Origin of the sequence: Gimesia fumaroli (genome assembly GCF_007754425.1) — a bacterium.
Taxonomy (GTDB): domain Bacteria; phylum Planctomycetota; class Planctomycetia; order Planctomycetales; family Planctomycetaceae; genus Gimesia; species Gimesia fumaroli.
This window is the reverse complement of the sequence record NZ_CP037452.1, coordinates 7,177,491-7,204,031: the sequence shown is the minus strand read 5'-3', so window position 1 is coordinate 7,204,031 and position 26,541 is coordinate 7,177,491. Positions and strand designations below refer to the sequence as shown.

General features: G+C 48.8%; 19 protein-coding genes. 13 read left to right on the top strand and 6 right to left on the bottom strand.

The window, feature by feature from the left end; translation table 11 throughout:
- Positions 1-11 precede the first annotated feature (11 nt).
- Positions 12-1,130: a hypothetical protein gene (locus Enr17x_RS27270; RefSeq protein WP_145313266.1), complete on the bottom strand. Its 1,119-nt coding sequence runs from the start codon at positions 1,128-1,130 to the stop codon at positions 12-14.
- A gap of 72 nt (positions 1,131-1,202) precedes the next feature.
- A complete protein-coding gene (locus tag Enr17x_RS27265; protein WP_145313264.1) occupies positions 1,203-1,637 on the bottom strand; it encodes a hypothetical protein in 435 nt (144 codons plus the stop codon).
- 368 nt (positions 1,638-2,005) lie between these two features.
- Between Enr17x_RS27265 and Enr17x_RS27260 the strand changes: the two genes are divergently transcribed.
- Positions 2,006-3,244 (top strand): FG-GAP repeat domain-containing protein, encoded by a 1,239-nt coding sequence (locus Enr17x_RS27260; RefSeq protein WP_145313262.1) that lies wholly within the window; start codon positions 2,006-2,008, stop codon positions 3,242-3,244.
- Between the two features lie 12 nt (positions 3,245-3,256).
- On the opposite strand, the gene Enr17x_RS27255 is transcribed toward Enr17x_RS27260, so the two are convergent.
- On the bottom strand, positions 3,257-5,320 hold the full coding sequence (locus tag Enr17x_RS27255) for an efflux RND transporter periplasmic adaptor subunit (protein WP_145313260.1): 2,064 nt from the start codon (positions 5,318-5,320) through the stop codon (positions 3,257-3,259).
- Between the two features lie 512 nt (positions 5,321-5,832).
- Here Enr17x_RS27255 and Enr17x_RS27250 point away from each other — a divergent pair.
- A complete protein-coding gene (locus Enr17x_RS27250) occupies positions 5,833-8,241 on the top strand; it encodes a TolC family protein (protein WP_232100870.1) in 2,409 nt (802 codons plus the stop codon).
- A 327-nt stretch (positions 8,242-8,568) separates the two neighbouring features.
- Positions 8,569-9,075 (top strand): translation initiation factor IF-3, encoded by a 507-nt coding sequence (infC, locus tag Enr17x_RS27245; RefSeq protein ID WP_145314212.1) that lies wholly within the window; start codon positions 8,569-8,571, stop codon positions 9,073-9,075.
- Between the two features lie 136 nt (positions 9,076-9,211).
- On the opposite strand, the gene Enr17x_RS27240 is transcribed toward infC, so the two are convergent.
- The 3 genes from Enr17x_RS27240 to Enr17x_RS27230 form a co-directional block, all read right to left on the bottom strand.
- Positions 9,212-10,204, bottom strand: coding sequence for a Gfo/Idh/MocA family protein (locus tag Enr17x_RS27240; RefSeq protein WP_145313257.1), 993 nt, complete (start codon positions 10,202-10,204; stop codon positions 9,212-9,214).
- A gap of 237 nt (positions 10,205-10,441) precedes the next feature.
- On the bottom strand, positions 10,442-10,885 hold the full coding sequence (locus tag Enr17x_RS27235) for a hypothetical protein (RefSeq protein WP_145313256.1): 444 nt from the start codon (positions 10,883-10,885) through the stop codon (positions 10,442-10,444).
- 142 nt (positions 10,886-11,027) lie between these two features.
- Complete coding sequence (locus tag Enr17x_RS27230; RefSeq protein ID WP_145313254.1) at positions 11,028-11,948, bottom strand: DUF1559 family PulG-like putative transporter; 921 nt, start codon at positions 11,946-11,948, stop codon at positions 11,028-11,030.
- 1,160 nt (positions 11,949-13,108) lie between these two features.
- On the opposite strand from Enr17x_RS27230, the gene Enr17x_RS27225 reads away from it, so the two are divergent.
- From Enr17x_RS27225 to Enr17x_RS30195, 10 genes are all read left to right on the top strand, one after another.
- Positions 13,109-13,792 (top strand): cytochrome c3 family protein, encoded by a 684-nt coding sequence (locus Enr17x_RS27225; RefSeq protein WP_145313252.1) that lies wholly within the window; start codon positions 13,109-13,111, stop codon positions 13,790-13,792.
- Between the two features lie 11 nt (positions 13,793-13,803).
- Positions 13,804-16,899 (top strand): TAT-variant-translocated molybdopterin oxidoreductase, encoded by a 3,096-nt coding sequence (locus tag Enr17x_RS27220; protein ID WP_145313251.1) that lies wholly within the window; start codon positions 13,804-13,806, stop codon positions 16,897-16,899.
- Positions 16,900-16,994: 95 nt separating this feature from the next.
- Positions 16,995-18,446, top strand: coding sequence for an NrfD/PsrC family molybdoenzyme membrane anchor subunit (nrfD, locus tag Enr17x_RS27215; protein ID WP_145313250.1), 1,452 nt, complete (start codon positions 16,995-16,997; stop codon positions 18,444-18,446).
- A gap of 66 nt (positions 18,447-18,512) precedes the next feature.
- Positions 18,513-19,919 carry a quinol:electron acceptor oxidoreductase subunit ActD gene (locus tag Enr17x_RS27210; protein WP_145313249.1) on the top strand — a complete coding sequence of 469 codons (1,407 nt, stop codon included), beginning with the start codon at positions 18,513-18,515 and terminating at the stop codon, positions 19,917-19,919.
- A gap of 59 nt (positions 19,920-19,978) precedes the next feature.
- The gene (locus tag Enr17x_RS27205; RefSeq protein WP_145313247.1) at positions 19,979-21,220 is read left to right on the top strand and encodes a quinol:cytochrome C oxidoreductase; all 1,242 of its coding nucleotides are present in this window, start codon (positions 19,979-19,981) and stop codon (positions 21,218-21,220) included.
- A gap of 51 nt (positions 21,221-21,271) precedes the next feature.
- On the top strand, positions 21,272-21,601 hold the full coding sequence (locus Enr17x_RS27200; protein ID WP_145313245.1) for a hypothetical protein: 330 nt from the start codon (positions 21,272-21,274) through the stop codon (positions 21,599-21,601).
- Positions 21,598-22,455, top strand: coding sequence for an SCO family protein (locus Enr17x_RS27195; protein WP_145313244.1), 858 nt, complete (start codon positions 21,598-21,600; stop codon positions 22,453-22,455). The genes Enr17x_RS27200 and Enr17x_RS27195 overlap by 4 nt, the downstream gene beginning before the upstream one ends.
- Before the next feature lie 95 nt (positions 22,456-22,550).
- Positions 22,551-23,519, top strand: coding sequence for a cytochrome c oxidase subunit II (gene coxB, locus Enr17x_RS27190; protein ID WP_232100868.1), 969 nt, complete (start codon positions 22,551-22,553; stop codon positions 23,517-23,519).
- A 104-nt stretch (positions 23,520-23,623) separates the two neighbouring features.
- Complete coding sequence (locus Enr17x_RS27185) at positions 23,624-25,342, top strand: cytochrome c oxidase subunit I (RefSeq protein WP_145313240.1); 1,719 nt, start codon at positions 23,624-23,626, stop codon at positions 25,340-25,342.
- Entirely contained in the window at positions 25,342-26,409 is a 1,068-nt protein-coding gene (locus tag Enr17x_RS30195) for a cytochrome c oxidase subunit 3 (RefSeq protein ID WP_232100867.1), read from the top strand. Before Enr17x_RS27185 ends, Enr17x_RS30195 begins: the two co-directional genes overlap by 1 nt.
- The last annotated feature ends 132 nt before the right edge of the window (positions 26,410-26,541 follow it).

The following is a 26,541-nucleotide window of genomic DNA, read 5'->3' as shown; positions in this document are numbered from 1 at the left end:
AGCCCATTCAATTACATCGGACTTTGAGCACGGCTTACTGGCTGTACACGAATATTGGGGGGGAGTTTTCGTGGTGCTTCGTCGCTGGTTTGTGTGATCACGTCAATGGGTTTCGGTGGTTGCAGGCGAGGTGGAGCTATTTTGTTTTGGCGTGCTTTCCCATCAATGTAAACACGGGCGGCGACTTTGAGCAGTTGCGGACGACGGATGGGGAGCACCCCTTCCAGTCGGCCTGCGATACGTTCTACCCAGCCTGGCTGGCGTTCCATGGCTAACGACATCATATGCATGAAAATCGAAACTTCTTTGAAATTGCGATCCAGAATCACATTGCTGACAGGAGCCAGAATCTTGGCCGCCATCTCAACAGTCTGAGAAGGAAATGAAACGTACATCGTGACCTGGTGCGACACCGAGTCTATCTTTTTGTCATTACCAGTAAAGTATTCCGTCTGTAGATGCAGCAGCGCTTTGGCTGAAATCGGCTTTGCAATCAGCGGGCTTTTATAAACGCCCGAGCAGAGTACGATCGTTTCTTTGGGTGTCTGATGAATGACTTCCAATGTGCCCAGAGTTCCGTCGCCTGCATCAACTTCGTAGGAGAAAGGTCCGGTCTGCCACATCTGGAATTCCGAAAGTTTCATCTCTCTCCAGATGCTCACTACGACATCGGGATGAGCGATGAAAAACGCGTAGGCACTGTGGTTCACGTCAAAATGAATCTTGGGTAGCGTCCGAAACATGCTCAGATCTTTCAGAACGTATTCGGCATTTGTGCGGTTGGCGGGAGTCAGCTGGTTTAAAGGCAGTTGTGCCAGGCAGGCTTTCCTTGACGCACGTGTGGAAGATCCTTTCGACAGCATTGAAATCAGATCTTCTTCGTCGGGAACTCTGATTTGCTTGTCAACAGGTTTTTGTTCCTGTTGGAATTCTGTCAGCTGCCGATCAGTGTCTTTGAGAAGATACCGATCGGCAGCCGACTTCGTCAGGGCCGGGCTCTGGCCATCGCGCTCTTTGATTCGTGGTTGTTGTGCTGATGCTGTTAAAACAGGAACTGAAATGGTGCTTGTGACAGTAATTACCAGGATCGTCAGCCGCTGAATCAATTGTGTCTTATCCATTTTAATCATGTGAAGACCTGTTTCTTTCCGCTGTCAACTTTGTTGTCTTGGTGATGTACCTGTTCTGACCGTTATTGGCTACTAACGCGAGGGATCTGAGGCGGAAGGAGCAAGTGTTGGCCCTTCCTCCAGAGTAGGCTCTGTTTTCGCTTCATTCGGAAACGGATCAGGTGGCACAAAAGTCGATGGTTCGGGAAGAGGGATCAGGTCATCATGATCATCACTGTGAGTCTCATGCTGACTGCTGTAGTCGGTAATTGGTGCAGCGCTGATGTAGTGTGGACGGCAGTCACTGCAACATTTACACCACCAGCGGTTAAATCGTGATTGGCACCAGTCTGGTTTGCCAATGCGCGTCAGGTCCCAGGTGGGACGATAGAAGCGGTCTGCATAGATTTGCGTGTCGCTGACATCATCGATCAGATTATAATAGAGATTGCTGGCCTTAAAGCACTGGCAGCCTGAGCTCACTATTAATGGCTGGATCATGACTATGCAGACAAATGCTGCGCGCATTCGTAGTTTCCTCCCCCGTTGGAATGTGACAGTCCTTTGTCACAATAGTTCCAATGATGACTGGCATCATGCTGATCACCATCAGTTGTACAATCGCCTGTACCTAAGGATGATCGGCTATCGTTGACGAGAAACTTTATCGATTATTCTGAATGATCCGGTTATCTGGCTGTTACGAAATCAGAAGTGAAATTTGAATTGGAAAAACGATAAAAACCCTTAATTTACTAAGGAATCCTACGGTTACCGAGGCCGACGATGACTTTCATAATTACTTGTGATACGAAGCAACATTGCGAAAACGCCACCAGCATTGGATACTAGATCAGCAAAAATAGATAGACGAACTTTTGCATGAGGTTTTCAAAATGCGATCTGACAGAAATCACGCGGGAGGGTTATGCCTGTTGTTGTGGATCTTGCTCATGGCGAATGGGGTAGCAGAGGAATCAGAACGGGGCACGCCTTGGGCAATTCATATCATAGATCAGTCTTCCCGAGGCGCCGACGGGGTGAAACTGGCTGATATCGACGGAGATGGTTTGCAAGACATCGCCACCGGTTGGGAAGAAGGAAGCCAGACACGCATCTATCACAATCCGGGTCCGGACCATGTCAAACAACTCTGGCCGGCGATGACTGTTGGTGCGACTCCTCAGGTGGAAGATGCTGCCTGGATTGATCTCGACCGTGATGGTCGGCTGGAAGTCATCAGTTGTTGCGAAGGAAAAAGTCAGTCAGTGTTTGTCCATTGGCCACCTGCAAACAAGCCGTTTCAAAATCAATGGCGTCAGGAAGTCCTGCCGAGCTCTCAACGCAAAATGATGTGGATGTTTGCAATACCCGCCCAGTTGGATCAACAACCAGGGATGGAGTTGGTCGCCGCCGGGAAAGGGAAAGGAGCGCAGATCGGCTGGTTTCAACCCGGAGAGAATCCGCGTGAACTTTCAAAATATCAATGGAAGCCTCTTTCACCCGCAGGCTGGATCATGTCTCTGTTTGCCATTGATATGGACGGCGATGGTGATCAGGATCTGTTAACGACCGACCGCAAAGGAACGTTGCGAGGCTGTCGCTGGCTGGAAAACCCGGGAGACCTCGCGACTTCAACAACATCTGCCTGGAAGAATCACTGGGTGGGTGGCCAGGATCGGGAAGTGATGTTTGCCCGTGTGGCCGATCTTGATCAGGATGGCTTAAGTGATATTCTGGTGGCAACCCGTATCCCGGATGAATTGCTCTGGTTCCGTCGCCTGGATACGAGTGGGCTGAAGTGGGAGAGGCAGGTGGTTCCATTTCCAGCCAATACAGGGCACGGCAAAGGAGTGGCTGTCGGAGACATGAATGGGGACGGACAGCCTGATGTGGTTTTCAGTTGCGGAAATGCGAACCCACCTAAATCAGGCATGTTCTGGATGAGCTATTCGAAAAACGGGTCAAAGAGGGACTGGCAGACGCATGAGATCAGCGGGCCACGGGGAATTAAATTTGATCGGATTGAGCTGCTGGACCTCGATGCCGACGGTGATCTTGATGTGCTTTCCTGTGAAGAACGGGACCGGAAAAAAGGCCTGGGTGTGTTCTGGTACGAAAATCCAGTCAAATAGACTCGACGTGAATCATAAGGAAAAGACTTCGCGTTGCACTGTTTCAAACAGACGTCTGAGCCAGACATAGCCCAGTGCACGTTTGCCGCAATCAATCTGGGGAAGTACCGAGGCACCGGGACGTAGCCCTTTGATCGATTCGCGATCCAGCTTCACAGTGATTTGTACCGTGGGAATCCCATCTTTGTCTGGTTCAGCAGTTGCTGCGATCGTTTCGATAGTGCCCTGGTAGGTCTGATCCGGATCGGTTAAGAGGAGAAACGAAACGTTGAGTGGGCTTTTGCTCTGCCGTTGTGCTTCGAGGATGTGACCAATTTCGGAATCAGGAACCTGCATTTTGAGGACCCAGGGACCTTTCAGATCGGCAACAGTTAACAATCGCTGGCCGCGTTGTACGGGGCGGGCCAGTAATTTCTCCTGTAAATCCCAAGTCAGGACTTCACCGGGAAGCGGGCTTTTGAGAGTCAACGCATCCTGTTGCTGTTTGAGAAGGGCCCGTTGATTATGCAGACTTTTCAGACGTTCATTCAGTTCTTCCTGTTCAGCGGTCAGGCGATTGGCCTGTTGTAAGGCGTTCGCATCGGTCGGATTCAACTCGAGTCGTGCTGCCTGTAAGACCGCCAGGCGTTTTTGAGCCGTCTGAATCTCTCCCCGGATACGACTGAATTCCAGTTCCAGATCAGAATCTCGCAAGACAATCAAGGTTGAGCCGCTTTCAACCTGTTCCCCTTGGTGGACGAGAATCTGGTCGACAATGCCATCCGCCGACGCAAAAATGTTTTGCTGTTCAACCGGCTGCAGTGCGCCGGTGCCTTCGATGGTAAAATCGGCGGGCGTAATAATTAAAATCAGACTGATCAGGGCCAGTACCAGTCCTGTAACAATCAGATTGCGCCACGTCATCTTTTTTTTGCGGAGCGGCGAATGCGACCAGTGCTTCAGAACCGGGAAAAAGGGATAGCTCTCGAACTGAAGCGCATTGTACAGGGCGGTTCCTCCGTGCCGCGAGACTACTAGCGCCCGATCAAGCATGGTATTGCCGGGTGTGACTTCGTGGAACTGTTCAATCACAATCGCACCAATGGTGAGTTGCTGCGCATCGGGTTGAGTTTGTTTCCGGGCTTCGGGAGTTTCGCCCGAGTTTTCTGCTGTAATGTGCTGCAGTGGGAAGATCATCAGCGAACGCGAAGAGGCCAGATCGAGATAGGCGTGCAACGGTTCGGTAATCTGAGGCGGATATTTCTCTTCCGCCTCCATGATCCAATAAGGGCGATTTAGCAATTGAATACAGCCGACCAGAGATTCCAGACGTTGGACGGACTCGGAACGGCGTTCGATAGAGTCGACGCCGCTGGCAGCGATCAAACGGTATGTAGAGCCGGTTCGCTGCAGGACGGAGAGCCGATCACAGTTAATTAAGATTCTACCTTCATTGGCAATAATATATGCAGTTTGCTGTGAGTCTAAATGTAAATGAACGTGTTCCGAAAATCGCTCGAATTTTTCCCATAGGGCTTCGAGTTCCTGTAGTTTCTGTAATTGTTTGTGCTGACAGTAATCCTGAGAGATCTCACATAAAGCGCTGATGAAACGAAGATAGCCATCCTGGGCAGCAAAAGATTGAGGTGGCTGGTGTACGATTTCCAGAATGCCCGTGCGCGGTTCTGGATGGTGTTCGATGGCGACCGGGCACATGATGAGATTTTCATCCAGAGGATTGATCCCCTGGTGTTGTTCAGATAATTCAGAATGGGCTAAAATCGTTGTCGGCCGATTTTCCTGCAGAGCTTCCTTAAGCAGTTGGCGGTGTTGTTCATTTTCCTGCGGAGTAAGAGGTGACTTGGGATTCGTTTCCGGATTCACGCCGACTGAGTGCAGGACTTCCCAGTTTCCACTGGAGCCGGGAACCCAGAGAATTCCTCCCAGCGCAGACATGCCACGCACGGCACGCGAAACGAGCTCCGTGTAAAATGTTTGACTCGCGATCTCGGTCCGGGAGAGCTGAGCCAGTCCCAGAACCAGCTCTTCGATTTCCTGCCAGAGATTCTCTATGGAAGAGGATTCATCAGTCGTCATGTGATTCAAGTGTATGAGGGTTTCAAAAAGACGTTTCCTGCATCAACCGAGGCTACTTTCCGGTATTGATCCAGTTCTGTTGCATCCTATCACAGGAGCGGGAAATGTATGCAGACGGACTCTGGAAAAGCGGCCAAGCTTCCTAAAGTAAATAGTGTACATCTTTAAATCATTGCGCAGTTTCTCTGATCGGTTCCTGTTAGAAATTGCGACTTCAGGAATTGAAATGGATGCTTAGGTCGCTTGCGGAAAATGGGGTGTCTTGGTTGTTGTTGCCGGTTGTCCGATTGTGCGGAATATTCCAGATGTGTCGAAAATTCGCTTTGGGCGAAGGTGTTCGAATGCCGATGAGTTGAGAGAGTATCTCTCTTTTTGTGTCAATGGTCCATTCTGACCAAGGTTAATCAATGAACTGTTTCATAGCCCGAATGAAGCTTCTGTTAGCGGCAGTAGTCATGATGGGCCCAGGGTGCAGCCATTTTCTGGATCAGAATAGATTCCAAGATGAATTCGTGGAAAGTGAAGAAGTCTACCAGCAGAAACTGACCGAAATCGAATATCCGAATGTCGCAGAAGTCGATGAAGGGGATACGATTGGTACTCAGGCTCCCGCCATGCTTTCCAGTTCAGCAACACCCGATTACTGGGACCTGACGCTCGAAGAGGCCATGAATTTGGCATTACAACATTCCAAAGTCTTGGGGGATGTGGGTGGTGTTTCCTTAAACACACCGGCTGCCCTGCATACGAAATATGATCCTGCGATTACGGAAGCTGATCCCCGCTATGGCGTCGAAGGTGCTTTGAGTGCCTATGATACGACACTTTCCGCAAGCACGTTTTTTGAGAAAAACGACAAGGCGTTAAACAACGTCTTCTTCGGTGGGGGAACCCGTCTGTTAAGACAGGACGCGATGGTTATTCAAGCGCAATTAACGAAACGTGCCATGACGGGAACCGAATTTACATTACGAGATTACATCGATTACGATGCGAACAATTCACCGGGTAACCAGTTTCCCCATGCCTACCAGAACAACATCGAAATGGAATTTCGACATCCGTTGTTACGCGGGGGCGGAATTGATTTTAACCAACTGGCAGGACCGAGTAACACACCCGGGGTGATCAATGGGGTCATCATAGCCCGGATTAATACTGATATCAGTCTGGGAGAATTTGAAATCTCAGTTCGTGATCTGGTAAGTGATGTTGAGAATGCTTATTGGGATCTGTACTACGGATACCGTGATCTGGATGCCAAAATTATGGCCCGTGATTCTGCGTTAGAGACCTGGCGAAGAATTCGTGCATTATATGAAAACGGGCGGCGCGGCGGAGAAGCCGAAAAAGAAGCGCAAGCCCGCGAGCAATATTTCCGCTATCAGGCTGAAGTCGAAAACGCCTTAAGTGGTCGATTGTTAAACGGAACACACACCAACAATGGCAGTCAGGGCGGTACCTTTCAAAGCAATCATGGCGTATATGTTGCCGAACGTCGCTTGCGTATGCTACTCGGAATTCCCATCAATGATGGTCGCTTAATTCGTCCCGCCGACGAACCTTCACTGGCACGGGTTGAATTTGACTGGGAAGAAACCCTGGTCGAAGCGCTGGATCGTCGTCCGGAAATTCGTCGCCAGCGCTGGCAAATCAAAAAACGAGAACTGGAACTTCAGGCGAACAAAAACTTCCTGATGCCCGAACTGGATTTGATTGGCCGTTATCGCTGGCGTGGCTTTGGCCGGAATTATCTGGTTGATGGTAACGATCCCGGACGATTTGACGGAGCCCTCAATAACCTCTTCGATGGTGATTTTCAGGAATGGCAATTGGGGCTGGAACTTTCCGTCCCGCTGGGAAAACGTCAGGCTCACGCGGCGATGCGTCATGCAGAATTACAATTGGCCCGCGATCGCGCCATTCTGCATGAACAGGAACGAACTATCGTACAAAGCTTAAGTAATGCCATTGCCGATGTTGATCGTGCATATTCCGTTTTGCAAACAACCTATAATCGTCGTCATGCCGCCAGACAGGAAGTAGCGGCAGTGCAGGCGGCTTACGAATCAGATAACGCGACACTGGATCTGTTGCTGGAATCGCAACGCCGTCAGGCCGAAGCGGACGGCAGTTATTATCGGTCTCTGGTCGAATACTCTCTGGCAGTCAAGAATATCCAGTTTGAAAAAGGATCTTTGCTTGCATACAACAGCATTTACCTGGAAGAAGGACGTTGGCCTGAAAAAGCGTATGCCGATGCTGCCGAGCGGGAACGTTTACGAGGTCGTGTCCGAACAATGGCTCAGGCGCCGTCCTATACCGGCAACCTGGAACAGGGAGTCTTTCCTCAATTGCTCGTTCCCGGTGATGTTCCCGCGGAACAGCCACAACCAGCGCCCGAGCCGATGCCTGAAAATTTTGTCCCTCCGGTGCCAGGCGTGAACAGTGAAGCCGCTGTGCAATCCTTTGAAGAAAAAATTCAATCGATCGATTTCAGTGAGCCACTTGAGCCACAGAATCCGATCCAAAATCTGGAAGGGATGCAGAACAGAAACGAACCCGAACAGCAATTTGAATCACAACAGACGCTCCCTCCGGGGCCGGATCAGGCTTTACAGCACGCCTTTGGTGGTGCAAATGTATCGAATCCAATCACGCCTCCCCCTGTCATTGAGCAGGCAGAGCAAAATTTCCAGCCTGTTATGGAACGAGCCGGCACTCCAAGTTTACGGACTGCACGACAGAGGCAGACCTTGGAGTTTCCGGTCCGAAGCGGCTCACAAGGGCAGGACCCGTTTCAGGGGTATCGAAACGCGGGACCTCGCTGGGAGCCAGTGCCGATACCCGAAACAAAACGGCGAAATTTGAGGGATTTTTCGAATCAAGTACAACGTTTTCCCTTAAAAGAAGCTGAGTAGGAATGGGCTCAGGGAGCTTTTATTCCCACCACATCCGCGACTGAACCGCCAACGGCCGTCCAGAAATCTTCGTCAAACCTCAAATTTTCACTAAAAATAGTGTATCGATGTTACTTGCCCCGCTTTCAGGATTGATATAAGTTAAGAAGTACCAGTATAGTTTAGCTAGATGAATCTTCTGGATTCAGGCGTATGGCACAGACATCTCGTTTTGAGATGTTCTTTTTTTCATAGAGACGGTAATAATACGAGTGTGTCTTGCTGACTGGTTGTTTTCACGCAAGATACGAAACCTATTTCTTTTTTCTTTACAAGGAGAAACAAGCAATCGAAACAACGCAGAGACTTAATGACCAGATTCGGATTAGTCCGGTACGGGTCATTGATCAAGACGGGGAGCAACTAGGAGTGATTCCTACCGCTGAAGCTTTAAAGTTGGCTATGGAGGCAAACCTCGATCTGGTTGAAGTCGCCTCAGATGCGAAACCCCCGGTCTGTCGGATTATGGACTATGGCAAGCTGAAGTACGAGCGTAAAAAAAAGACCAGCAAAAACACCAAGCAGCATCAGGTCCAACTGAAAGAAATTCGGATGCGTCCGAAAATCGGGAAGCATGACATTGAGTTCAAGCTGAAAAGTGCCCGTAAATTTCTGGAACAGAAAGACAAGGTCAAATTCAATATCATGTTCCGTGGTCGTGAAAATGCGCACCATGAACTGGGCCGAACGATTCTGGGAGGCATTCAGGAAGAACTTTCTGAAATCGCCAAAGTAGAGCAGGCACCTACGATGGCCAGCGGTCGGAATATGATTATGGTGCTGGCACCCCGTTAATCTCGCTTTCTCTCAGCGCGATAACTAGACGGACCAGAAGTGGAACTCAAAAAGAGGATTCTCCCCACTGGTTCGCTTTGCGCGCATCTCAAGTTACAGAATACAGACCTTCGAAGTGCGCAAGAGCCAGATTGAATTAAGGCGCGATCCAGTTGCCACTGCGATGACTTTCGAAGATCGCCTCAATCACTCGCATGTTTCTAATGGCATCGCTCAGCGGCGTGGGGACAGGGCTGTCGTTAAGGATTGCCTGCGACATCAGGTCTCCCTGAATTGTGTACTGGTTACAAAGCTCCAGTTCGATCTCTTCGATTTCATCTCCTGTCTGCAGCCAGATTTTACAGGGACAATCGATGGGCGCGTTGAACGGGATTTCGATTTCGATACGGCCCGTGGTTCCATGGATCTGGACACGCTGATACGGGTTGAGTTGCGTCGAACAGGTGAATGTGGAAGTTCCGTTTTCAAAGTCGAGGGTGGCCGAAGCCAGTTGATCTGTGCCAAGCTTACTGTCGTATTCGGCAATGCCGGAAACGCGTTGGGGCTCACCATCGAAAATAAACCGCGATAGTGAGATTGGATAACAGCCAATATCCATTAAGCCGCCGCCACCGATGTCGCTTTGATTGCGGATGTTTTGAGGGTCGTCGTTAAAGTAAGAGAAAAAGGATTGGATGGTACGCAGCGTTCCAATTTTTCCTTCCTGCACCAGATTTTTAGCCCGTTGCCATTGGGGATGATGGCGGTACATGAAGGCCTCCATCACTTTCAGTTCCGGATGTGCGGCAGCACAATCAAGTAATTGTTGTCCTTCCACTGCAGATAATCCGATTGGTTTTTCACAGAGTACATGTTTGCCTGCTTCGATGGCTTTGATCGACCAGGGTACGTGCATGTGGTTGGGCAAGGGGTTATAAATGGCATCGATATTGGGATCTGCCAGTAATTCTTCATAAGAACCATAGGCATGGGGAATCCCTAGTTCCGTAGCGACCTGGTGTGCCCGCTCCTGATTGCGCGATGCCATCGCAGTGACTTCGCAGAATCGCCCTTTTTGCATCGCAGGAATCACCTGCAGTGTTCCAATCTTGGCTGTGCTCAGAATGCCCCAGCGGACTTTATCGCTCATGTGATGCCTATAGTTACTCTGTTAGACGTAGAAGAAATGATTTAGAAAGGAATCCGTTTTCATCAGCACGAAATTGCGCTGACCCGCGACGTTCATGCTTTGGGAAGACATGAACGCCGGTCGAATCTTCATGGTCAGAGTATAGACAATCCATTCTTGTCAATACAGGGTAGAAGCGGAATTTCTTGTTGGCTTATATTGGGGAGCAATGAGTATGCTCGACCTACAGCACACGCGTCATGATTTGGGCTTTGGAGGATCTCCCTCTAATGCAAAATCAGCACTATCTGATCCTGCTTCTGTTACTGTGAATTCCAGCGTGGATTCTGAATTGTATTTCGCGGGTACGACCTGCTCTCGAGCATTGACCACTTCCCCCGGATTGTCTTCAGTCGTCTTTCCCGGGACTTCCTTCATGGATTTGATTTCGACTTTCTTTGTTCCGACTTCTGTTTCAATAGAGTAGGAACCGTCTTTAATTTTACCGGCATAGGCGTGTCCCTTCCCGTCTGCAGCGCGGAAGATGACATCCCCTTCAGGAAGTGGCTCGCCGTTGAGAGTGATGTTTCCGGAGACCGTGACCAGCTTGGGCCCATCGGCGTTTCCTCCACAACCTGCCAATGTCAAGGTAAGGAAGCATAGAGCGACATAAGAGAGCAATTGATTTAGGATCAGTTTCATCGAAGTCTTCTTTCAACGTTTGATTTATTGAGTGAGTGAAATGAGCACAGGAGGCGACAATCGGGGTTCTGTCAACTCAAGCCCATGACAGTCATGGGCTTGAGTTTCATTCAGGATGTTATTGAACGGTCAGCAGGAGCGATTACCACTCGCCGATGACTTCATTACCGCGTCGGGTACCCAGGTTCTGGAACAGGGTACGGTCAATGTTTGAACTGACAAATCGTGTCGAAGCATCAGCCAGTGCCACATGAACGCCTCCAGTGTGATAGCTTCTGGCGAAGTTGAGGGGAGTGTTGTAGTTGCTCTGACTTGAGCAGGGAGAGTTTGGGAATATCTCACTCTTGCAGGAATAGACTTCATCGGGAAGCGATGTATTGGGCGGCTCAAGTGTCGTAAAACCGAATCCGCCTCCTTTACCACCACCCCAGTAACCTCCCGCTGCACCCCATCCACCACCGCTGTTTCCGCGAATCAATGTTTCACTGATGAAGAGGGTGTTGGTTGTGCCATCAACGATATCACGCATTTTGTGCCGGGAGAGTGAATAAAATATTCCTCCGGAATCGGTGCCATAGGTGATTGGCTTATCACCAGCACAAACGACATAGCTTCCTTGAAATCCACGTCCGCCAGAACGCGTGCCGCCACCACCACCAAAGGCGGGATGAGATGCTTCCGAAGGGCACATTAAAACAGCAATCGGCTGGTCTTTAATTTCGACAGGGGTATCCATCACCCACTGTCCCTGCCAGCTCATGTATTTATTGTACATGGGAGCCTGTTCGATAAAGGGCAGAATCTGCTGCATCCAGGTATCACGCAAATGAAAGGTGCCCGATTCCATTACGCCGTAGGGAAACACGCTGTGTGTGCCATGGTAATTGTGTAAAGCTAATGCCACCTGCTTGAAATTATTCTTGCAGGATGATCGCCGTGCTGCCTCGCGGGCTTGCTGCACCGCCGGTAGCAGAAGCGCAATCAGGATCGCGATGATAGCAATCACGACTAGTAATTCGATTAGCGTAAAGCCGTGGTTTCGTGGTAGTGATTTTTTTTTCATAGTAGAGGCCCTTGAAAAGAAAAATGAAAACGTAAATTTTAGAAACAAAAATGAAACGCAACTGACAAATGGAATTAACTTAGGGACCAAGGTCATTAACAAAAATGCATGCCCTCTGCCTGAGAAAGGCATAAAGAAAGTTGGCCTAAGCGTGCTTAATAGGACTTGCGGGTAAAGAAGTTCAGAAAGAACTCACGCTGTATTATTCAGTATACACGTTAGTAATGTTAATTAATCCAGTGTAAAGCGGTATGAACTAGAAAAAAACTCAGAGACTATAAATGGAGCCCGTTTGTTTTGTCTGAGATCAGGCAGATGTGTAGCTGGTTTTAGTCGGTGGAATCAAGATAGAGTTAGAGGAGGAATTGGTACTCAATTTTGAAATAAGAGAGCAAATTCTGGTGTTTGAACAGTGAAGGGAACTGTTTGGGGAGATATAAGTCCAGTCGGCTCAGCTTGAAAGCGAATCAGGGACGCAAAATCCTGTCTAGGATCTTTTTCAGGATGGAGATCGATCTGCACGAAAGGCAACGTGATTCGTTCCTTTTTTCAGAATGATGTGAATCTAATTTATACAGGTTCGTATTCTGGGGTGTGCTGGGGTGTGCTGGGGTGTGCTGGGGTGTGCTGGGGTTGGGTAGAGGGCTTTGTTCAGAGCCTTAAAATTGCTTCCTGGATTGTGAGTGTGCTGAAGTCATCTGTATGCCGGCGATATCAATGAGTCGCATCTGAGGATTAAAACAGGATGTATGTGTCTTCAATTGTGAGGTCGGGAAATCGGCATCAGAGTGTCAAGTCGTTGATCGAAGAGAAGTAGTATTCTGTGCAATTCGTGCTCTGTTACTATTTGCTCAGTTGTTCCCATGGAGGGATTGCTCGAGGTTCTGTAGCGAATTTCTACCAGTTGTTTTTGGGGCCGTCCCCATTATTGAGAATTTCTAAACGCGCGACTCCCGACTCCAAGAAACTTGCCGCTAGTGCGCTGGGAATGGATTGCTTAGTTTTCTTCATACTTCTATTCTTGCAAATGATGATGGGGTTTCTTCTCTGAAACTCAGGTGAAAAGTCCGCTTTGACCGTCGATTGCCACATCAATCTCTGAGGCAAGTCCTGCTTTTTGGGAGTGATCTTGCTCGAAAGGTCTTATCAGGTATATCAAAATGGATCGTTTTCAGTTTCCGAAATGGACAAATGCAATTGTACCAGTGCTGGGTGCGCTGGGTGGAATTGGCGTGTTGTATGTGCTTGGAATGGTCGCTTATGGGGCCAGTCCTGAGACAACAGACGTTGGTTATCAGCCAGAACAGCCTTTGCCGTTTAGCCATGCACTGCATGCGGGCAAGCTCAAGCTGGACTGTCGCTATTGCCATAACACTGTTGAAGTCGCCGGTCACGCCGCGATTCCTCCAACTTCGACCTGCTTGAATTGTCATAGTGGCGCTGATGCGAACGGCGTTGTGAATACGGTTGCCGTTCATTCGACCAGTGCCAAGCTGGCTCCCATTCGTGAGAGTCAGGCAACAGGGAAGTCGATGCAGTGGCGGCGTGTGCATGACTTGCCTGATTATGTTTATTTTAATCATAGTGCTCATGTCCGACGTGGCGTGAGTTGTGTTTCCTGTCATGGTCGGGTTGATAAGATGGAGAAAGTGACTCAGGTAAAGCCGTTGAGCATGAGCTGGTGTCTGGAGTGCCATCGAAATCCTGAGCCGAGTCTTCGTCCGCCCGAGTTTGTGACAAAACTTGACTGGGAAGCCGAGGGAGATCCGCACGAAGTGGGTAAAAAAGTTCGTGAGGAACTGAATTTGAATCCTTCTACTAATTGTTCTACGTGTCACCGCTAAGGGGTTCGGTTGTGGATAAAAAGTATTGGCGAAGTCTGGGTGAGTTGCATTCCACGCCGGAGTTTGAAGAGATCTTGCATCGAGAGTTTCCCGTGGCTGCGTCCGAATATCCCGAAGGGGTTTCGCGTCGTCGCTGGATGCAGCTAATGGGAGCATCTGTTGCTCTGGCTGGTGTTTCAGGCTGCCGATGGGAAGATGAGAAAATTTCTCCGAGCGTGTCACGTCCAGAAGGCCTGATTCCTGGCAAGCCGCAAAAGTATGCGACCTTGATGGAGCTGGGCGGGTTGGCAGAGAGCCTGTTGGTAACCTGCTTTGATGGTCGGCCGATTAAGGTGGAAGGTAATCCTGATTCACCACAAAGCAAGGGGTCTTCGACTGTTTTTGCCCAATCGGAAACACTGTCGTTGTACGATCCCGACCGAGCGGTCGGTGTTATCGAGCGTAAGGGGGGGGCGCGTTATATTCGTGACTGGCAGGCGTTTATTGAATATTCAGATACTGTGCTGGGTCAGGCACAAAAGGACGGCGGCGCCAAGTTGCGGGTGCTGGCTGATGTGAGTTCTTCGGCGGCTAGAAAGAATCTTCAAGAGAAGTTTTCTGCGTTATATCCGAAGTCTCGCTGGTATGATTACACAGCCAACTCCCGTGATAATGTTTACGAAGGTGCCAGAATTGCCTTTGGTGAAGTGGTTCGTCCCCACTTTGATTTAACCAAGGCGAATGTGGTTGTCTGTCTGGATGAGGATTTGCTGTCCGAGCATCCTGCGTCTTTGCTGCACACACGCGACTGGGCTTCTCGGCGCGACCCTGCTGCAGGCCCCATGAATCGCCTGTATGCAGTGGAAAGCCGGTTTACGACGACCGGGGCAGCCGCCGATCATCGTTTGCCAACCCGTTCTGTTGATCTTGGCTATTTTCTGACGAAGTTGGAAGAGCAGGTTCAACAGCGTTTGTCAGAAAAGCATGCTAAAGCGGAAGGCGACGAATATTCCGCAAAGGTGTTAGCTGCGATGTCTGAAGATCTGGTTGCCAATCAGGGCTCAGGTCTGATTGCCATCGGTGCCAGTCAGCCGGCTGAGCTTCATGCCCGTGTCCATAAATTGAATGAGCAGTTGGGTAATGTTGGCGAAGCTGTTCGGTATACTAAAGAGCCGCTGGCACGTGAAATGTCTGCTGTTGAGGCATTGAGAACCTTGACAGAAGAAATGCAGTCTGGTGCAGTGGAAGCACTGGTCATTCTTGGTGGAAACCCCGCCTACAATGCTCCCGGTGATATCGACTTTGTTTCGGCACTGGGCAAAGTGCCGAACTCAATACACCTTGGTGAGTATGAGGATGAGACTTCGCTGTTGTGTCAATGGCATTTGCCTAAAACACATCCGTTTGAGCAGTGGGGCGACTCTCGTGCTTATGATGGGACATTGTGTGTCGCACAGCCTTTGATTGAGCCGTTGCACGACGGAAAGTCAGAAGTCGAGTTGCTGGCAATTCTCTGTGGTGATAAACACCCGGTCGCCTTGGATCTGATTAAAGAAGCCGTCAAAGGCTCACTCGATTCCATGGCGGTGAATGCTTCATGGCGTCGGCTCGTTCATGATGGCCTTTTGAAGGGAAGTTCGCTGGAAGCTGTCTCGCCGAAAGTCAAAGAATTACCTGCTCCAAAAATTGTTGAAACAGCCAGTGAAGAGACTGAACTGGTGTTTTATCTCAGTCCGCAACTGTATGACGGCCGATTTGCGAATAGCGGCTGGTTACAGGAAACTCCCGATAATCTGACGAAAATAACCTGGGATAACGCTGCCTTAATCGCACCCAAAACAGCCAAGGATCTCGGAGTGGGGTTTGGGTCGGTTGTGAAGCTGATTTTAGATGGCAAGTCGATTGAGCTGCCCGTTTATGTTCTGCCTGGTCAGGCACCGAATTCGATTGCGGTTGCTTTGGGTTATGGTCGCACTGCAGCCGGACTGGTGGGAGGGGATGTTGCCCGGGATGTAAAGCCGGTTGGTGAAAACATGGCAGCACTGCAGTCCAAGGCAGCCATGAATTTTGCAGCTGGCTTGAAAGTCGAAAAGACCGGTAAAGAATATGAGTTAGCCATTACTCAGGATCATCATGCCATTGATGCCGTCGGTGCAAATGAAATTGAGGGACGCGTCGGTCAGCTGGTGAGAGAAGGTGATCTCAGTGAATATGAGAATAACCCTGGTTTCGCGAAAGAGCGTACTCATCACCCACCTCTGGTGTCCTTGTGGGATAAAAATGAAGAGGGAAAGCCGAATTATCAAGAGCTGTCCTATGAGGGTCAGGCTTGGGGAATGTCGATCGATTTGACCAAGTGCATTGGCTGTAATGCCTGTATGGTTTCCTGTCAGGCAGAAAATAACGTGCCTGTCGTTGGTCGCGAGCAGGTGATTAATAGTCGTGAAATGCACTGGTTACGCGTCGATCGTTATTTTACAGGCGACGATGAAAACAATCCGGGCGTTGCCGTGCAGCCGATGTTATGTCAGCAATGTGAGTTAGCTCCCTGCGAGCAGGTCTGCCCCGTTGCTGCTACCGTGCATACCGATGAAGGTTTGAACGACATGGTGTATAACCGCTGTGTCGGAACCCGGTACTGTGCCAACAACTGTCCTTATAAAGTACGACGCTTTAACTACTTCAACTTCAATAAGGTTTATGAAGAGCCCCGCGGAAAACTGCAGGCTCTGGTGCTGAATCCGGAAGTAACCGTGCGTCATCGCGGTGTGATGGAAAAATGTACTTACTGCGTGCAGCGGATCAAAGCAGTTCAGATTGAAGCCAAAAACGATCAGCGGCCGATTGAAGATGGCGAAATCGTGACAGCCTGTCAGCAGGCCTGTTCCGCGAAAGCCATTGAGTTTGGTGACCTGACAAAAGAAAACAGCAAAGTGGCACAGGCCCATGCAAATCCGCGTTCGTATACTGCTCTGTCGGAGTTGAATATCAAACCCCGAACAGCCTACCTGGCCCGAATTACAAATCCACATCCTTCTCTGGCGAAACCTGCCAGCGAAGGGCATGGTCACGGGCACGGCGACGAACACGCAGAAGCGGGTACCAAGAAAAAGACAGAGGCACATTAGTAGAGACAAATTGTGACAGAAGAAGTTTCTGTCACGCGACGATAAGAGTGATTAACCAATCCTTTTGAATTTATTGAGCAAAGATATCAAAAGCTATGGCTTCAGTAACAGCAGAGCCAATTGACACAACAATCGAAGTTCCCGGTAAGCGAACTCCGCTCGTGACTGGTGCTCACGACTATGGGACTGTTACCGACGCCGTCTGTCGACTGGCTGAGTGTAAGGCTCCCAAAGCCTGGTATCTGGCATTAGGCGTTTCCGCGTGTTTGATGGGAATGTTGTTTGGTCTGATTGGGTATTTGATTATTACCGGTGTTGGTGTCTGGGGTAACCGTAGTCCTGTCTTCTGGGGCTGGCCTATTGTGAACTTCGTGTTCTGGGTCGGTATTGGTCACGCTGGTACGTTGATTTCCGCAATTTTGTTCCTGTTCCGTCAAGACTGGCGAACCGGGATTAACCGTGCTGCGGAAGCAATGACGATTTTTGCTGTGGTTTGTGCGGGGGTCTTCCCCGGGATTCACATTGGACGTGTCTGGTTGGCCTATTGGCTCTTCCCCATTCCGAACCAGATGGCGATGTGGCCAAACTTCCGTAGTCCGCTACTGTGGGACGTGTTTGCTGTTTCGACTTATGCAACTGTTTCACTGTTGTTCTGGTACATGGGCATGATTCCTGACCTCGCGACCCTACGCGATCGGGCGACTGGAAAAATTCAGCAGTTTGCTTATGGCCTGTTTTCGCTGGGGTGGAACGGATCATCTCGACACTGGCATCGTTATGAACGAGCCTATCTGCTGTTGGCAGCTCTGGCCGCACCGCTCGTGCTGAGTGTGCATACCATTGTTAGTTTTGACTTTGCTGTTTCCCAGTTACCAGGTTGGCATACCACGATCTTCCCGCCTTACTTCGTTGCCGGGGCGGTCTTCAGTGGTTTTGCGATGGTGTTGACTTTAATGATTCCCGCGAGAAAGATTTGCGGTATTGAGGATCTGTTGACTGACCGTCACCTGGAAAATATGACGAAAGTGATTATTGCCACCGGGACAATGGTTGGTTATGCCTACGCGATGGAGTTTTTCATTGCCTGGTATGGCGGTAACCGTTACGAAACCTTTGCTTTTATTAACCGTGCCTTTGGTCCCTATGCCTGGGCTTACTGGATCATGGTCTCTTGTAACGTGATCAGCCCACAGTTGTTCTGGATCAAAAAGATCCGTACGACTCCCTGGATGATTTTTGTTGTATGTGTTTTCGTGAATATCGGCATGTGGTTTGAGCGTTTTGTAATTACGGTGACCTCCTTGAGCCGTGATTTTTTGCCTTCCAGTTGGGGATATTTCAAACCAACCATCGTTGATGTTTTAATGTTAATCGGTAGTTTCGGTCTGTTTATGACGTTGTTCCTGCTCTTCTGTAAATTCCTGCCGATGGTGGCGATGGCAGAAGTCAAAAGCGTCATGGCTTCTCCTCATGATCATGGTGATGATCAGCCTGATATTCCTGATTCTCATGGCCAGTATCAGTCTGAAAATTCTGATACTGAATAAGAGGCAGTTGCTGGCGGAACTGTGTTCAGGTACGACTTAACTCAATTAGTTTGAATAAAAAAGATTATGGCGACGACAATCGAACATCCAGAAAAAACAATAGCAGAGCCCCAGTTACTCGGGTTCCTTGCCGAGTTCGATAATCCTCATGCATTGATTGATGCATCGAAGAAAGTCCGCGATGCCGGCTACCAAAAATGGGATACTCACACGCCTTTCCCGTTACACGGGATTGATAATGCAATGGGGATCAAGTGGACGATTCTGCCTTGGATCGTTGCTTGCTGCGGACTGATGGGGGGCACAATTGCCATCGGTATGCAATGGTATATGAACGCATACGATTACCCATTTCTGATTAGTGGCAAGCCGCTGTTTAGTATTCCCGCCTGTATTCCGATTGTATTCGAACTATCTGTATTATTAGCCGCTTTTGGTGCCTTTTTCGGGATGCTGGGACTGAATCAGTTGCCGAAATTATACAACCCTTTGTTTAAATCTGAGGCGTTTCGGCGTGCCACGAACGACCGCTTCTTCATCAGTATGGACGCGAAAGACGCAAAGTTCTCCGAAATCGATACTGGTGAATTTTTGAAGTCGTTAAATCCGACGAATGTAGAAGAATTCTGGTCAGATGTTGAATCTCCCAAGCTGCCGCGAAATCTGAAATTAGCTCTGAGTATTGTGGGAGTGTTGATGATCATGCCTCCTGCTCTGGTAGCGTATAAGCGTTCGACAACGACGAATACACCCCGAGTTCACATCGTTCCTGATATGGATTTCCAGCCAAGCTTGAAAGCGCAGAATACAACAGATGTGTTCTCCGATGGTCGTGAAATTCGACCGAATATTAAAGGTACAATTCCTCGTGGTCAGTTTAAAGACGACAACATCCCTTTCTACTATGGGTTGAAATATCTCCCTGAAGATCAGGACGTTGTCACGATCGCGGTACAGGATGAAAAGAAAGCGGACGCTAAACCAGCAGAAGATAAGAAAGCAGCCGCTGAAAAAGCACCAGCCACCAAGCCGGCTGCCGCGGACCCGGCTGCCGCCGCCGCCGCTGCCGCGAAAAAACTTGATGAGCTTCCCTGGGTTACTGAATTTCCCATGCCTGTGACAGCAAAAATGATGGCCCGCGGAAAAGAGCGTTACCGGATTTATTGTTCCGCCTGCCATGGTCTTGGTGGTGAAGGTGATGGGCTGGTCACCTTAAGAGCTATGGACCTGCAGCAAGGAACCTGGGTCAAACCAGCTTCTTATCACACTGATAACGTGCGTAAGCTTCCCGTTGGCCGTCTGTATCACACAATCACGAATGGGGTTCGCAAGATGCCCGCATATGGACCACAAATTCCACCAGAAGATCGCTGGTCTATTGTGTTGTATCTGAAAGCACTCCAGAAGAGTCACCAGATTGATGCGAATACGATTTCCGAAGAAGAAAAACGAAAACTTCGGGACACTAAATAATAGAGTTCTATCCAGAGGCAACTTGTTAAATTTAATCTCGTTGTAAAACAAGAAACGTTATGCAAACTTCACCCGACACAAATAAAAAGATTACCGTTCAAACACTGGCTGAACTGGGGCCGCTCCCAATGAAAGTGGCGCTGGGCTGTGCCGTCCTGCTGCCGGTGGCCTTTGTGTTAGGGTGGTTCAGCGAAAACGGGATGGAAAAGTTTGCCTTCTCTTATCTGCAGAGTACGTTCTTCTTTTTGAGCATCTCACTGGGCGCACTGTTCTTTGTGATGATTCAACAACTGACGCGTGCCGGCTGGAGTGTTGTTTTACGACGGTTATCTGAGTTTATTTCGATGGGTGTCATCCCCTTGGCCGTACTGGTACTGCCAATCGTGCTCGTGACACTGGCTGGCAATGATATTTTGTTTAAATGGGCCAACCCTGAGAATGTGGCAGACGATCATTTGCTGCAGGCAAAAGCGCCTTACCTGAACAGCGGCTTTTTTGCAATCCGTTATTTGATCTACTTTGGGTCCTGGATCTTCCTGGCCCGGTTCTTCCTGAATAAATCGGTCGCTCAAGACGCAAACGGCGATCCCGAATTGACACTGTTAATGGAACGACGTAGTGGTCCGGCACTGTTACTCTTTGCCTTCACTTTAACGTTTGCTGCTTTTGACTTTATCATGTCGCTGGACGCACACTGGTTTAGTACGATTTTCGGTGTCTACTATTTTGCCGCAGGTCTGGTGGGCTTCTTCAGTTTTCTGGCGATCAGTCTGGTTTATCTGCGAAGCAAAGGTCTGCTGCAGGAACCGGTGACCGTAGAACATTTACACGATGTAGGTAAGCTGTTGTTTGCGTTCAATTGTTTCTGGGCTTACATCGCTATTTCGCAGTATCTGTTAATCTGGTATTCCAATATTCCAGAAGAAACAGTCTTCTTCCTACATCGTCAGAAGCATGGCTGGGGAATCATTTCCCTGATTCTGGTGATTGGTCACTTTGCGATTCCATTTGTATTCTTTATGTCACGCTGGATGAAGCGGAACCCCAAGACGTTGTTTTTCTGGGCCGTTTATTTACTGGTGATGAACTGGATCGATATTTTCTGGCTGGTAATGCCAAACGCCGAATCTGGAGGCGAGTCTCTAAGTGTCTCATTTGGAATGATCCTGGTGAATGTCTGTTGCACGATCGGGGTTGGCGGGATTTATGTCGCTGGTTTACTGAAATTTGCCGGTCAGACATCAGTTATGCCGGTCAGAGATCCACGACTGGAAGAATCACTCGAGTTTCACAATATTTAATCACAGTCTGATCGATTTTGATCAGCGCCTTTTAAGATAAGAGAATAAACTATGTCCGGTCATAAAGCAGCCTATGATGATCTCGATACTACGATGATCGCTTATGTTGGTTTCGTCGGAACTGTCGTTACCTTTTTTCTGGTGTTCGCGATTGCCGCTCTGGATATGTCGTTTGAAAAGTCAGAAAATGTAGAGAAGGTAATTCTAGTGCCGGAGAAAAATGCAGAAAGCATTCTCGCCAATCAGGCGGCTGCGTTAACCGAATATCGTTGGGTTGATCAAGATAAAAATATCGTAGCTGTGCCCATTGATCGGGCAATGGAAATTGTTGTTCAGGAGGAACAGGAAAAACAGAAACAAGCCAAAACCAAAAGCCCATGAAACCATTTCAGTTCTTTATTCTGACGCTTCTGATATGGTCATCCAGCATGATGACCGTGCAGGCTGAGCGTATGGAAAAAGCACCGAAAAGTATTGAATCTCTGGATGTGGTTGAGCATCTGGAAAGTCAGTTGCCTCTGGGATTGGAGTTTCAGGATAGTTCTGGAAAACAGGTTAAGCTGGAAGATTACTTTAAAAAAGATCGTCCCGTGATCCTGTCTCTGAATTATTCGAATTGTCCAATGTTGTGTTCATTACAACTGACGGCGTTGGTGAGAGGTTTAAAAGAATTAGAGTGGTCTGCGGGCAAGCAGTATGAATTTCTGTCGGTGAGTATTGATCCGAAAGAGACCTATCAGCGAGCTAATTTAACAAAGCAGAAATACTTCAAAGAATATAACCGTGCAGGAACAGCCGATGGCTGGCATTTTCTGTGCGGCAAACAGGCGGCGATTACCAAATTAGCAGAGTCAATGGGGGTTCAGTACAAGTATATCGAGGAACGCCAGGAATATGCTCATCCAGCGGTTCTGCTGGTGTGTACTCCCGATGGAAAGATTTCCCGCTATTTGTATGGGGTGAATTTTCCCGAACAGACATTGAAGCTGGCATTGGTGGAAGCGTCTGAAGGAAAAATTGGAACAACCATTGATCGGTTTTTACTGTTCTGTTTTCACTATGATGCAGACAGTGGTCGGTATGCACCGACCGCACGGAATATTATGAAAATTGGTGGGTTTGCCACCGTCTTTATCTTAACGGTTGTTTTGATTCCCTATTGGCGGGGACGCAAAGGCCGGCAGGATTTAGAAGCGGCGGCAAATCAGACGATGGAAACAACAGAGGGGTCCTGACTCAGGAGTCTTCTAAAAAGCGGATTTGTGTTTTAATCAGATTTGGTTAATACCTTAAATATTTTAACACTCAACAGTTGATTGTGTGAATGCAGATGAAACTATTCATCCCTAATCTATTAGCGAATGACGAAGCCGGGTTTTGGTTCCCGTCTCAAGGTTCCACGGTGGCAGAGAGCGTTGACTCTGTCTACTTCTTTATCCTGTATGTCTGCACGTTCTTTTTCGTGTTGATTGTCGGTTTGATGGTCCTGTTTATGATCAAATACCGTCATCGCCCAGGTGTAGAAGCAGAAAAAACGGTCACGCATAACCTGACATTGGAATTGTCCTGGTCAGTCATTCCGACACTGCTGACGATCGTCATGTTCTGGATCGGATTTACTTCATATCTTGATATGCGAACGCCCCCCGCTTCTTCCTATGAAATTAGTGTCGTCGCCAAGAAGTGGTCCTGGGCATTCAAATATCCCAACGGCTGGATTGAAAGCGAACTGCATATTCCCAAAGGGGAAGATGTAACCTTGACAATGGCTTCGGATGATGTGATTCACAGCCTGTGGATTCCTGCCTTCCGTACCAAGATGGATGTCGTGCCCGGCCGTTATACACAGGAATGGTTCAACGCTACCAAAGCGGGAACTTATCCGCTGATGTGTGCCGAATACTGCGGGCAGAAACACTCGGAAATGGTGACCAAAGTGGTCGTCCATGAGACCCGTGGCGACTTTGATAAGTGGCTGCAGGTGGCGTCCGATATTCATAAAAACAAGACCCCCGTGGAAGCGGGTGAATATTTTTACAAAAGCCGTGGCTGCATTCAGTGCCATTCACTGGATGGGGTACCTAAGAATGGACCATCGTTCAAAGAACTGTTTGGCAAAGAGCGAAAATTCACAGATGGGACATCCACGATTGCAGATGCAAACTATATTCGTCAGTCGATCCTGGAGCCGCAATCCAAAATTGTGGATGGCTTCCGACCGATCATGCCGACCTTCAAAGGGCAGTTAACGGATCAGGATATCACTGCAATCATTGCATTCATCAAGAGTCAAAAGTAGCTGACGTGATTCTGTCACGAGATAAATAAGTGAGAACCCGTTTCTCGATTGTGTTTCCGGATTTTAAATCCGACCCTATTTGAATTTATTCAGGAGGCTGGAAGATGGCAACAATAGTTGACTCCTCCAATCCAACATCAGATTTCCCGATTCAATACCGCGAATTGAATTATTTGAATTGCTCGAAGGGCTGGAAAAGCTGGTTTTTCACCCTCGACCATAAACGCATCGGTATCATGTACCTGATCGGTGTGACGTGCGCCTTTTTCCTGGGTGGGATTTTTGCGGTCCTGCTGAGAACGGAATTGTTGTCACCATCAAAAGTCTTAATGGGGCCTGATGCGTACAATCAGATGTTTACCCTGCATGGTGCCATCATGACCTTCCTGGTGATCATTCCCGGGGTTCCGGCGGCGATTGGAAATATTATTCTGCCGGTGATGCTGGGAGCCAAGGATGTCGCCTTTCCGCGCATGAACCTGGGGAGTTTTTACCTCTGGATGTTCGGTGCCGCATTCTTCCTGGCGGCGATGGTATTGGGGGGGCTGGATACAGGCTGGACCTTCTATACTCCTTACAGTATCACCACCAGCACGGCTGTAATTACCGCGCTGCTGGGGGTCTTTATTCTGGGCTTCAGCTCGATTTTTACCGGGTTGAATTTCATTGTGACGATTCACACCATGCGACCTCCGGGAATGACCTGGTTCAAAATGCCGCTGTTTTTATGGGCACTTTACGCGACTGCCCTGATTCAAGTTCTGGCGACACCTGTGCTGGGGATTACCGGCCTGCTCCTGGTTGTGGAACGTGCGTTTCACATCGGAATTTTTGATCCGGCATTAGGCGGCGATCCGGTGCTGTTCCAGCACTTCTTCTGGTTCTATTCTCACCCGGCCGTATATGTGATGATTCTGCCGGCAATGGGTGTGATCAGCGAAGTGATTGCCGTTCATAGTCGCAAACACATTTTCGGATACCGGTTCATTGCCTACAGTAGTATCGCAATTGCCATCTTTGGCTTTTTGGTCTGGGGGCATCACATGTTTGTTTCCGGCCAGTCCAAAATGGTCGCTGTGATCTTTAGTGGTATCACTTTCAGTGTGTCTATTCCGTCGGCCATTAAAGTGTTTAACTGGCTTACTACTATGTATAAAGGCTCGATTCGTTTCACAACAGCCATGTGTTATGGTCTGGCCTTCATCTTCATTTTCTCAATTGGTGGTTTGACCGGGCTGTTTCTGGCGACACTGGCGACCGACATCCATTTGCACGATACCTATTTTGTCGTGGCTCACTTCCACTATGTGATGATGGGGTCATCGCTCGTTGGGCTGTTTGCAGCCATCCATCACTGGTGGCCTAAAATTAGCGGCAAGATGTTTAATGAGTTCTGGGGACGGATTGCCTGTCTGGGTGTCTTCCTGGGATTCAACCTGACATTCTTCCCACAGTTCATTTTAGGGACCCGCGGTATGCCTCGTCGGTATTACACCTATTTGCCGGAATTTCAGAACCTGCACATTATGTCGACGATGGGGGCTTATCTGTTAGGACTCAGCTCGGCCCTGATGGCTGCCACACTGATCTATTCGGTCTACCGCGGCAAGAAGGCGCCTGCCAATCCCTGGGGCGGTGCTTCGCTGGAATGGCAATGTTCTTCACCACCACCACACAATAACTTCGATCATCCTCCTCTGGCCGGCGATCCCTACGTCATGGAATCGGTCGTTTATAATGAGGAAATCGGAGGCTTCGTTCCCGTTGAATGTCAGGGGGATAACAAAGAATCTGTGACCGCATCAGGAGATAAAGAAGTTTAATGAATACCGCGGCCACCACGACAACAGACGAACATGCCGACAGCCACGATCATGAGCACCATGATCCCAGGTTGGCGCATCACTTTGATTCGCATCAGCAACAGTTTGACACCGGGAAACTGGGCATCTGGCTGTTCCTGGTAACAGAAGTACTGTTCTTCAGCGGGTTATTCGGATTTTATGCCGTCTATCGCTCATTGCATCCTGAAGTCTTTTTGTATGCCAGCCAGTTCCTGGATACGACCTTAGGCGCAGCCAATACGGTAGTCCTGCTTTTTAGTAGTTTAACGATGGCATGGGGAGTGCGTTGTGCGCAATTAGGTCAAACAAAAGGTCTCTTGGTTTGTCTGGTTACGACACTGGCCTGTGCCGCGATCTTCCTGGGTGTGAAATCGTTTGAATATACAGAAAAAGCTCATCACGGTTTATTGTGGGCCGGCATGTATCACAGCCCGGAACATCATGAGGCGGCAGCACCAGCAGCAGGCGCAGCCTCAGATCATGCTCACGATGATGAGTCGGCAGCCGCACACGATGATCACAGTGATGAATCCTTATTCGAAAAAACCAAACACACTCTCTCTTATATGACAACCGTGTTATGGGCCGTAATTGTGCTCTCCGGTGTCGCTTTGGGAGTACTCATCAAGAATCCAAATAAAAAAACACTGGCCACCATTGCCGGCTGTTTTCTAATCTCTGCACTTGGCATGCAAGTCGGTGCATATGCGAGTATCGGCTATCACCATCTGGGGCATGCAGAAAAGCCAACCGATGAAGAAATTCAGATGGTAGAAACCGTTCCTGCAGAATATGCCAAGCAGAAAGAAAAAGTTCCAGAGCCGGAACTGGCCGGGACATTCTTCAGTGTTTATTTCTGTATGACAGGCTTACACGCGATTCATATCATTGGCGGGATGATTGCCATAAGTTGGTTGATCGTGCGAACTGTGCATGGTGCATTTACCACATACTATTTCGGAGCTGTCGACTTTGTCGGCCTGTATTGGCACTTGGTCGACTTAATCTGGATCTATCTGTTCCCGTTACTGTATTTGATTAACTAGTGGAGTGTTATTTTTTGAATTTTGGGTTTAATGGATATCACGAGAGTGCGACAACGGAGCACGTAAACAACACTCACCACCCTCAATTTCTAGCTTGACAAAGCACTAGTCAGTATAAATTCAATTTTAATC

What these genes read in the sequence shown, in the direction of transcription:
- Enr17x_RS27270 (WP_145313266.1), bottom strand. Translation starts at nt 1,130, where the DNA reads ATGATTAAAATGGATAAGACACAATTGATTCAGCGGCTGACGATCCTG.
- Enr17x_RS27265 (WP_145313264.1), bottom strand. Translation starts at nt 1,637, where the DNA reads ATGCGCGCAGCATTTGTCTGCATAGTCATGATCCAGCCATTAATAGTG.
- Enr17x_RS27260 (WP_145313262.1), top strand. Translation starts at nt 2,006, where the DNA reads ATGCGATCTGACAGAAATCACGCGGGAGGGTTATGCCTGTTGTTGTGG.
- Enr17x_RS27255 (WP_145313260.1), bottom strand. Translation starts at nt 5,320, where the DNA reads ATGACGACTGATGAATCCTCTTCCATAGAGAATCTCTGGCAGGAAATC.
- Enr17x_RS27240 (WP_145313257.1), bottom strand. Translation starts at nt 10,204, where the DNA reads ATGAGCGATAAAGTCCGCTGGGGCATTCTGAGCACAGCCAAGATTGGA.
- Enr17x_RS27235 (WP_145313256.1), bottom strand. Translation starts at nt 10,885, where the DNA reads ATGAAACTGATCCTAAATCAATTGCTCTCTTATGTCGCTCTATGCTTC.
- Enr17x_RS27230 (WP_145313254.1), bottom strand. Translation starts at nt 11,948, where the DNA reads ATGAAAAAAAAATCACTACCACGAAACCACGGCTTTACGCTAATCGAA.
- Enr17x_RS27225 (WP_145313252.1), top strand. Translation starts at nt 13,109, where the DNA reads ATGGATCGTTTTCAGTTTCCGAAATGGACAAATGCAATTGTACCAGTG.
- nrfD (WP_145313250.1), top strand. Translation starts at nt 16,995, where the DNA reads ATGGCTTCAGTAACAGCAGAGCCAATTGACACAACAATCGAAGTTCCC.
- Enr17x_RS27210 (WP_145313249.1), top strand. Translation starts at nt 18,513, where the DNA reads ATGGCGACGACAATCGAACATCCAGAAAAAACAATAGCAGAGCCCCAG.
- Enr17x_RS27205 (WP_145313247.1), top strand. Translation starts at nt 19,979, where the DNA reads ATGCAAACTTCACCCGACACAAATAAAAAGATTACCGTTCAAACACTG.
- Enr17x_RS27200 (WP_145313245.1), top strand. Translation starts at nt 21,272, where the DNA reads ATGTCCGGTCATAAAGCAGCCTATGATGATCTCGATACTACGATGATC.
- Enr17x_RS27195 (WP_145313244.1), top strand. Translation starts at nt 21,598, where the DNA reads ATGAAACCATTTCAGTTCTTTATTCTGACGCTTCTGATATGGTCATCC.
- coxB (WP_232100868.1), top strand. Translation starts at nt 22,551, where the DNA reads ATGAAACTATTCATCCCTAATCTATTAGCGAATGACGAAGCCGGGTTT.
- Enr17x_RS27185 (WP_145313240.1), top strand. Translation starts at nt 23,624, where the DNA reads ATGGCAACAATAGTTGACTCCTCCAATCCAACATCAGATTTCCCGATT.
- Enr17x_RS30195 (WP_232100867.1), top strand. Translation starts at nt 25,342, where the DNA reads ATGAATACCGCGGCCACCACGACAACAGACGAACATGCCGACAGCCAC.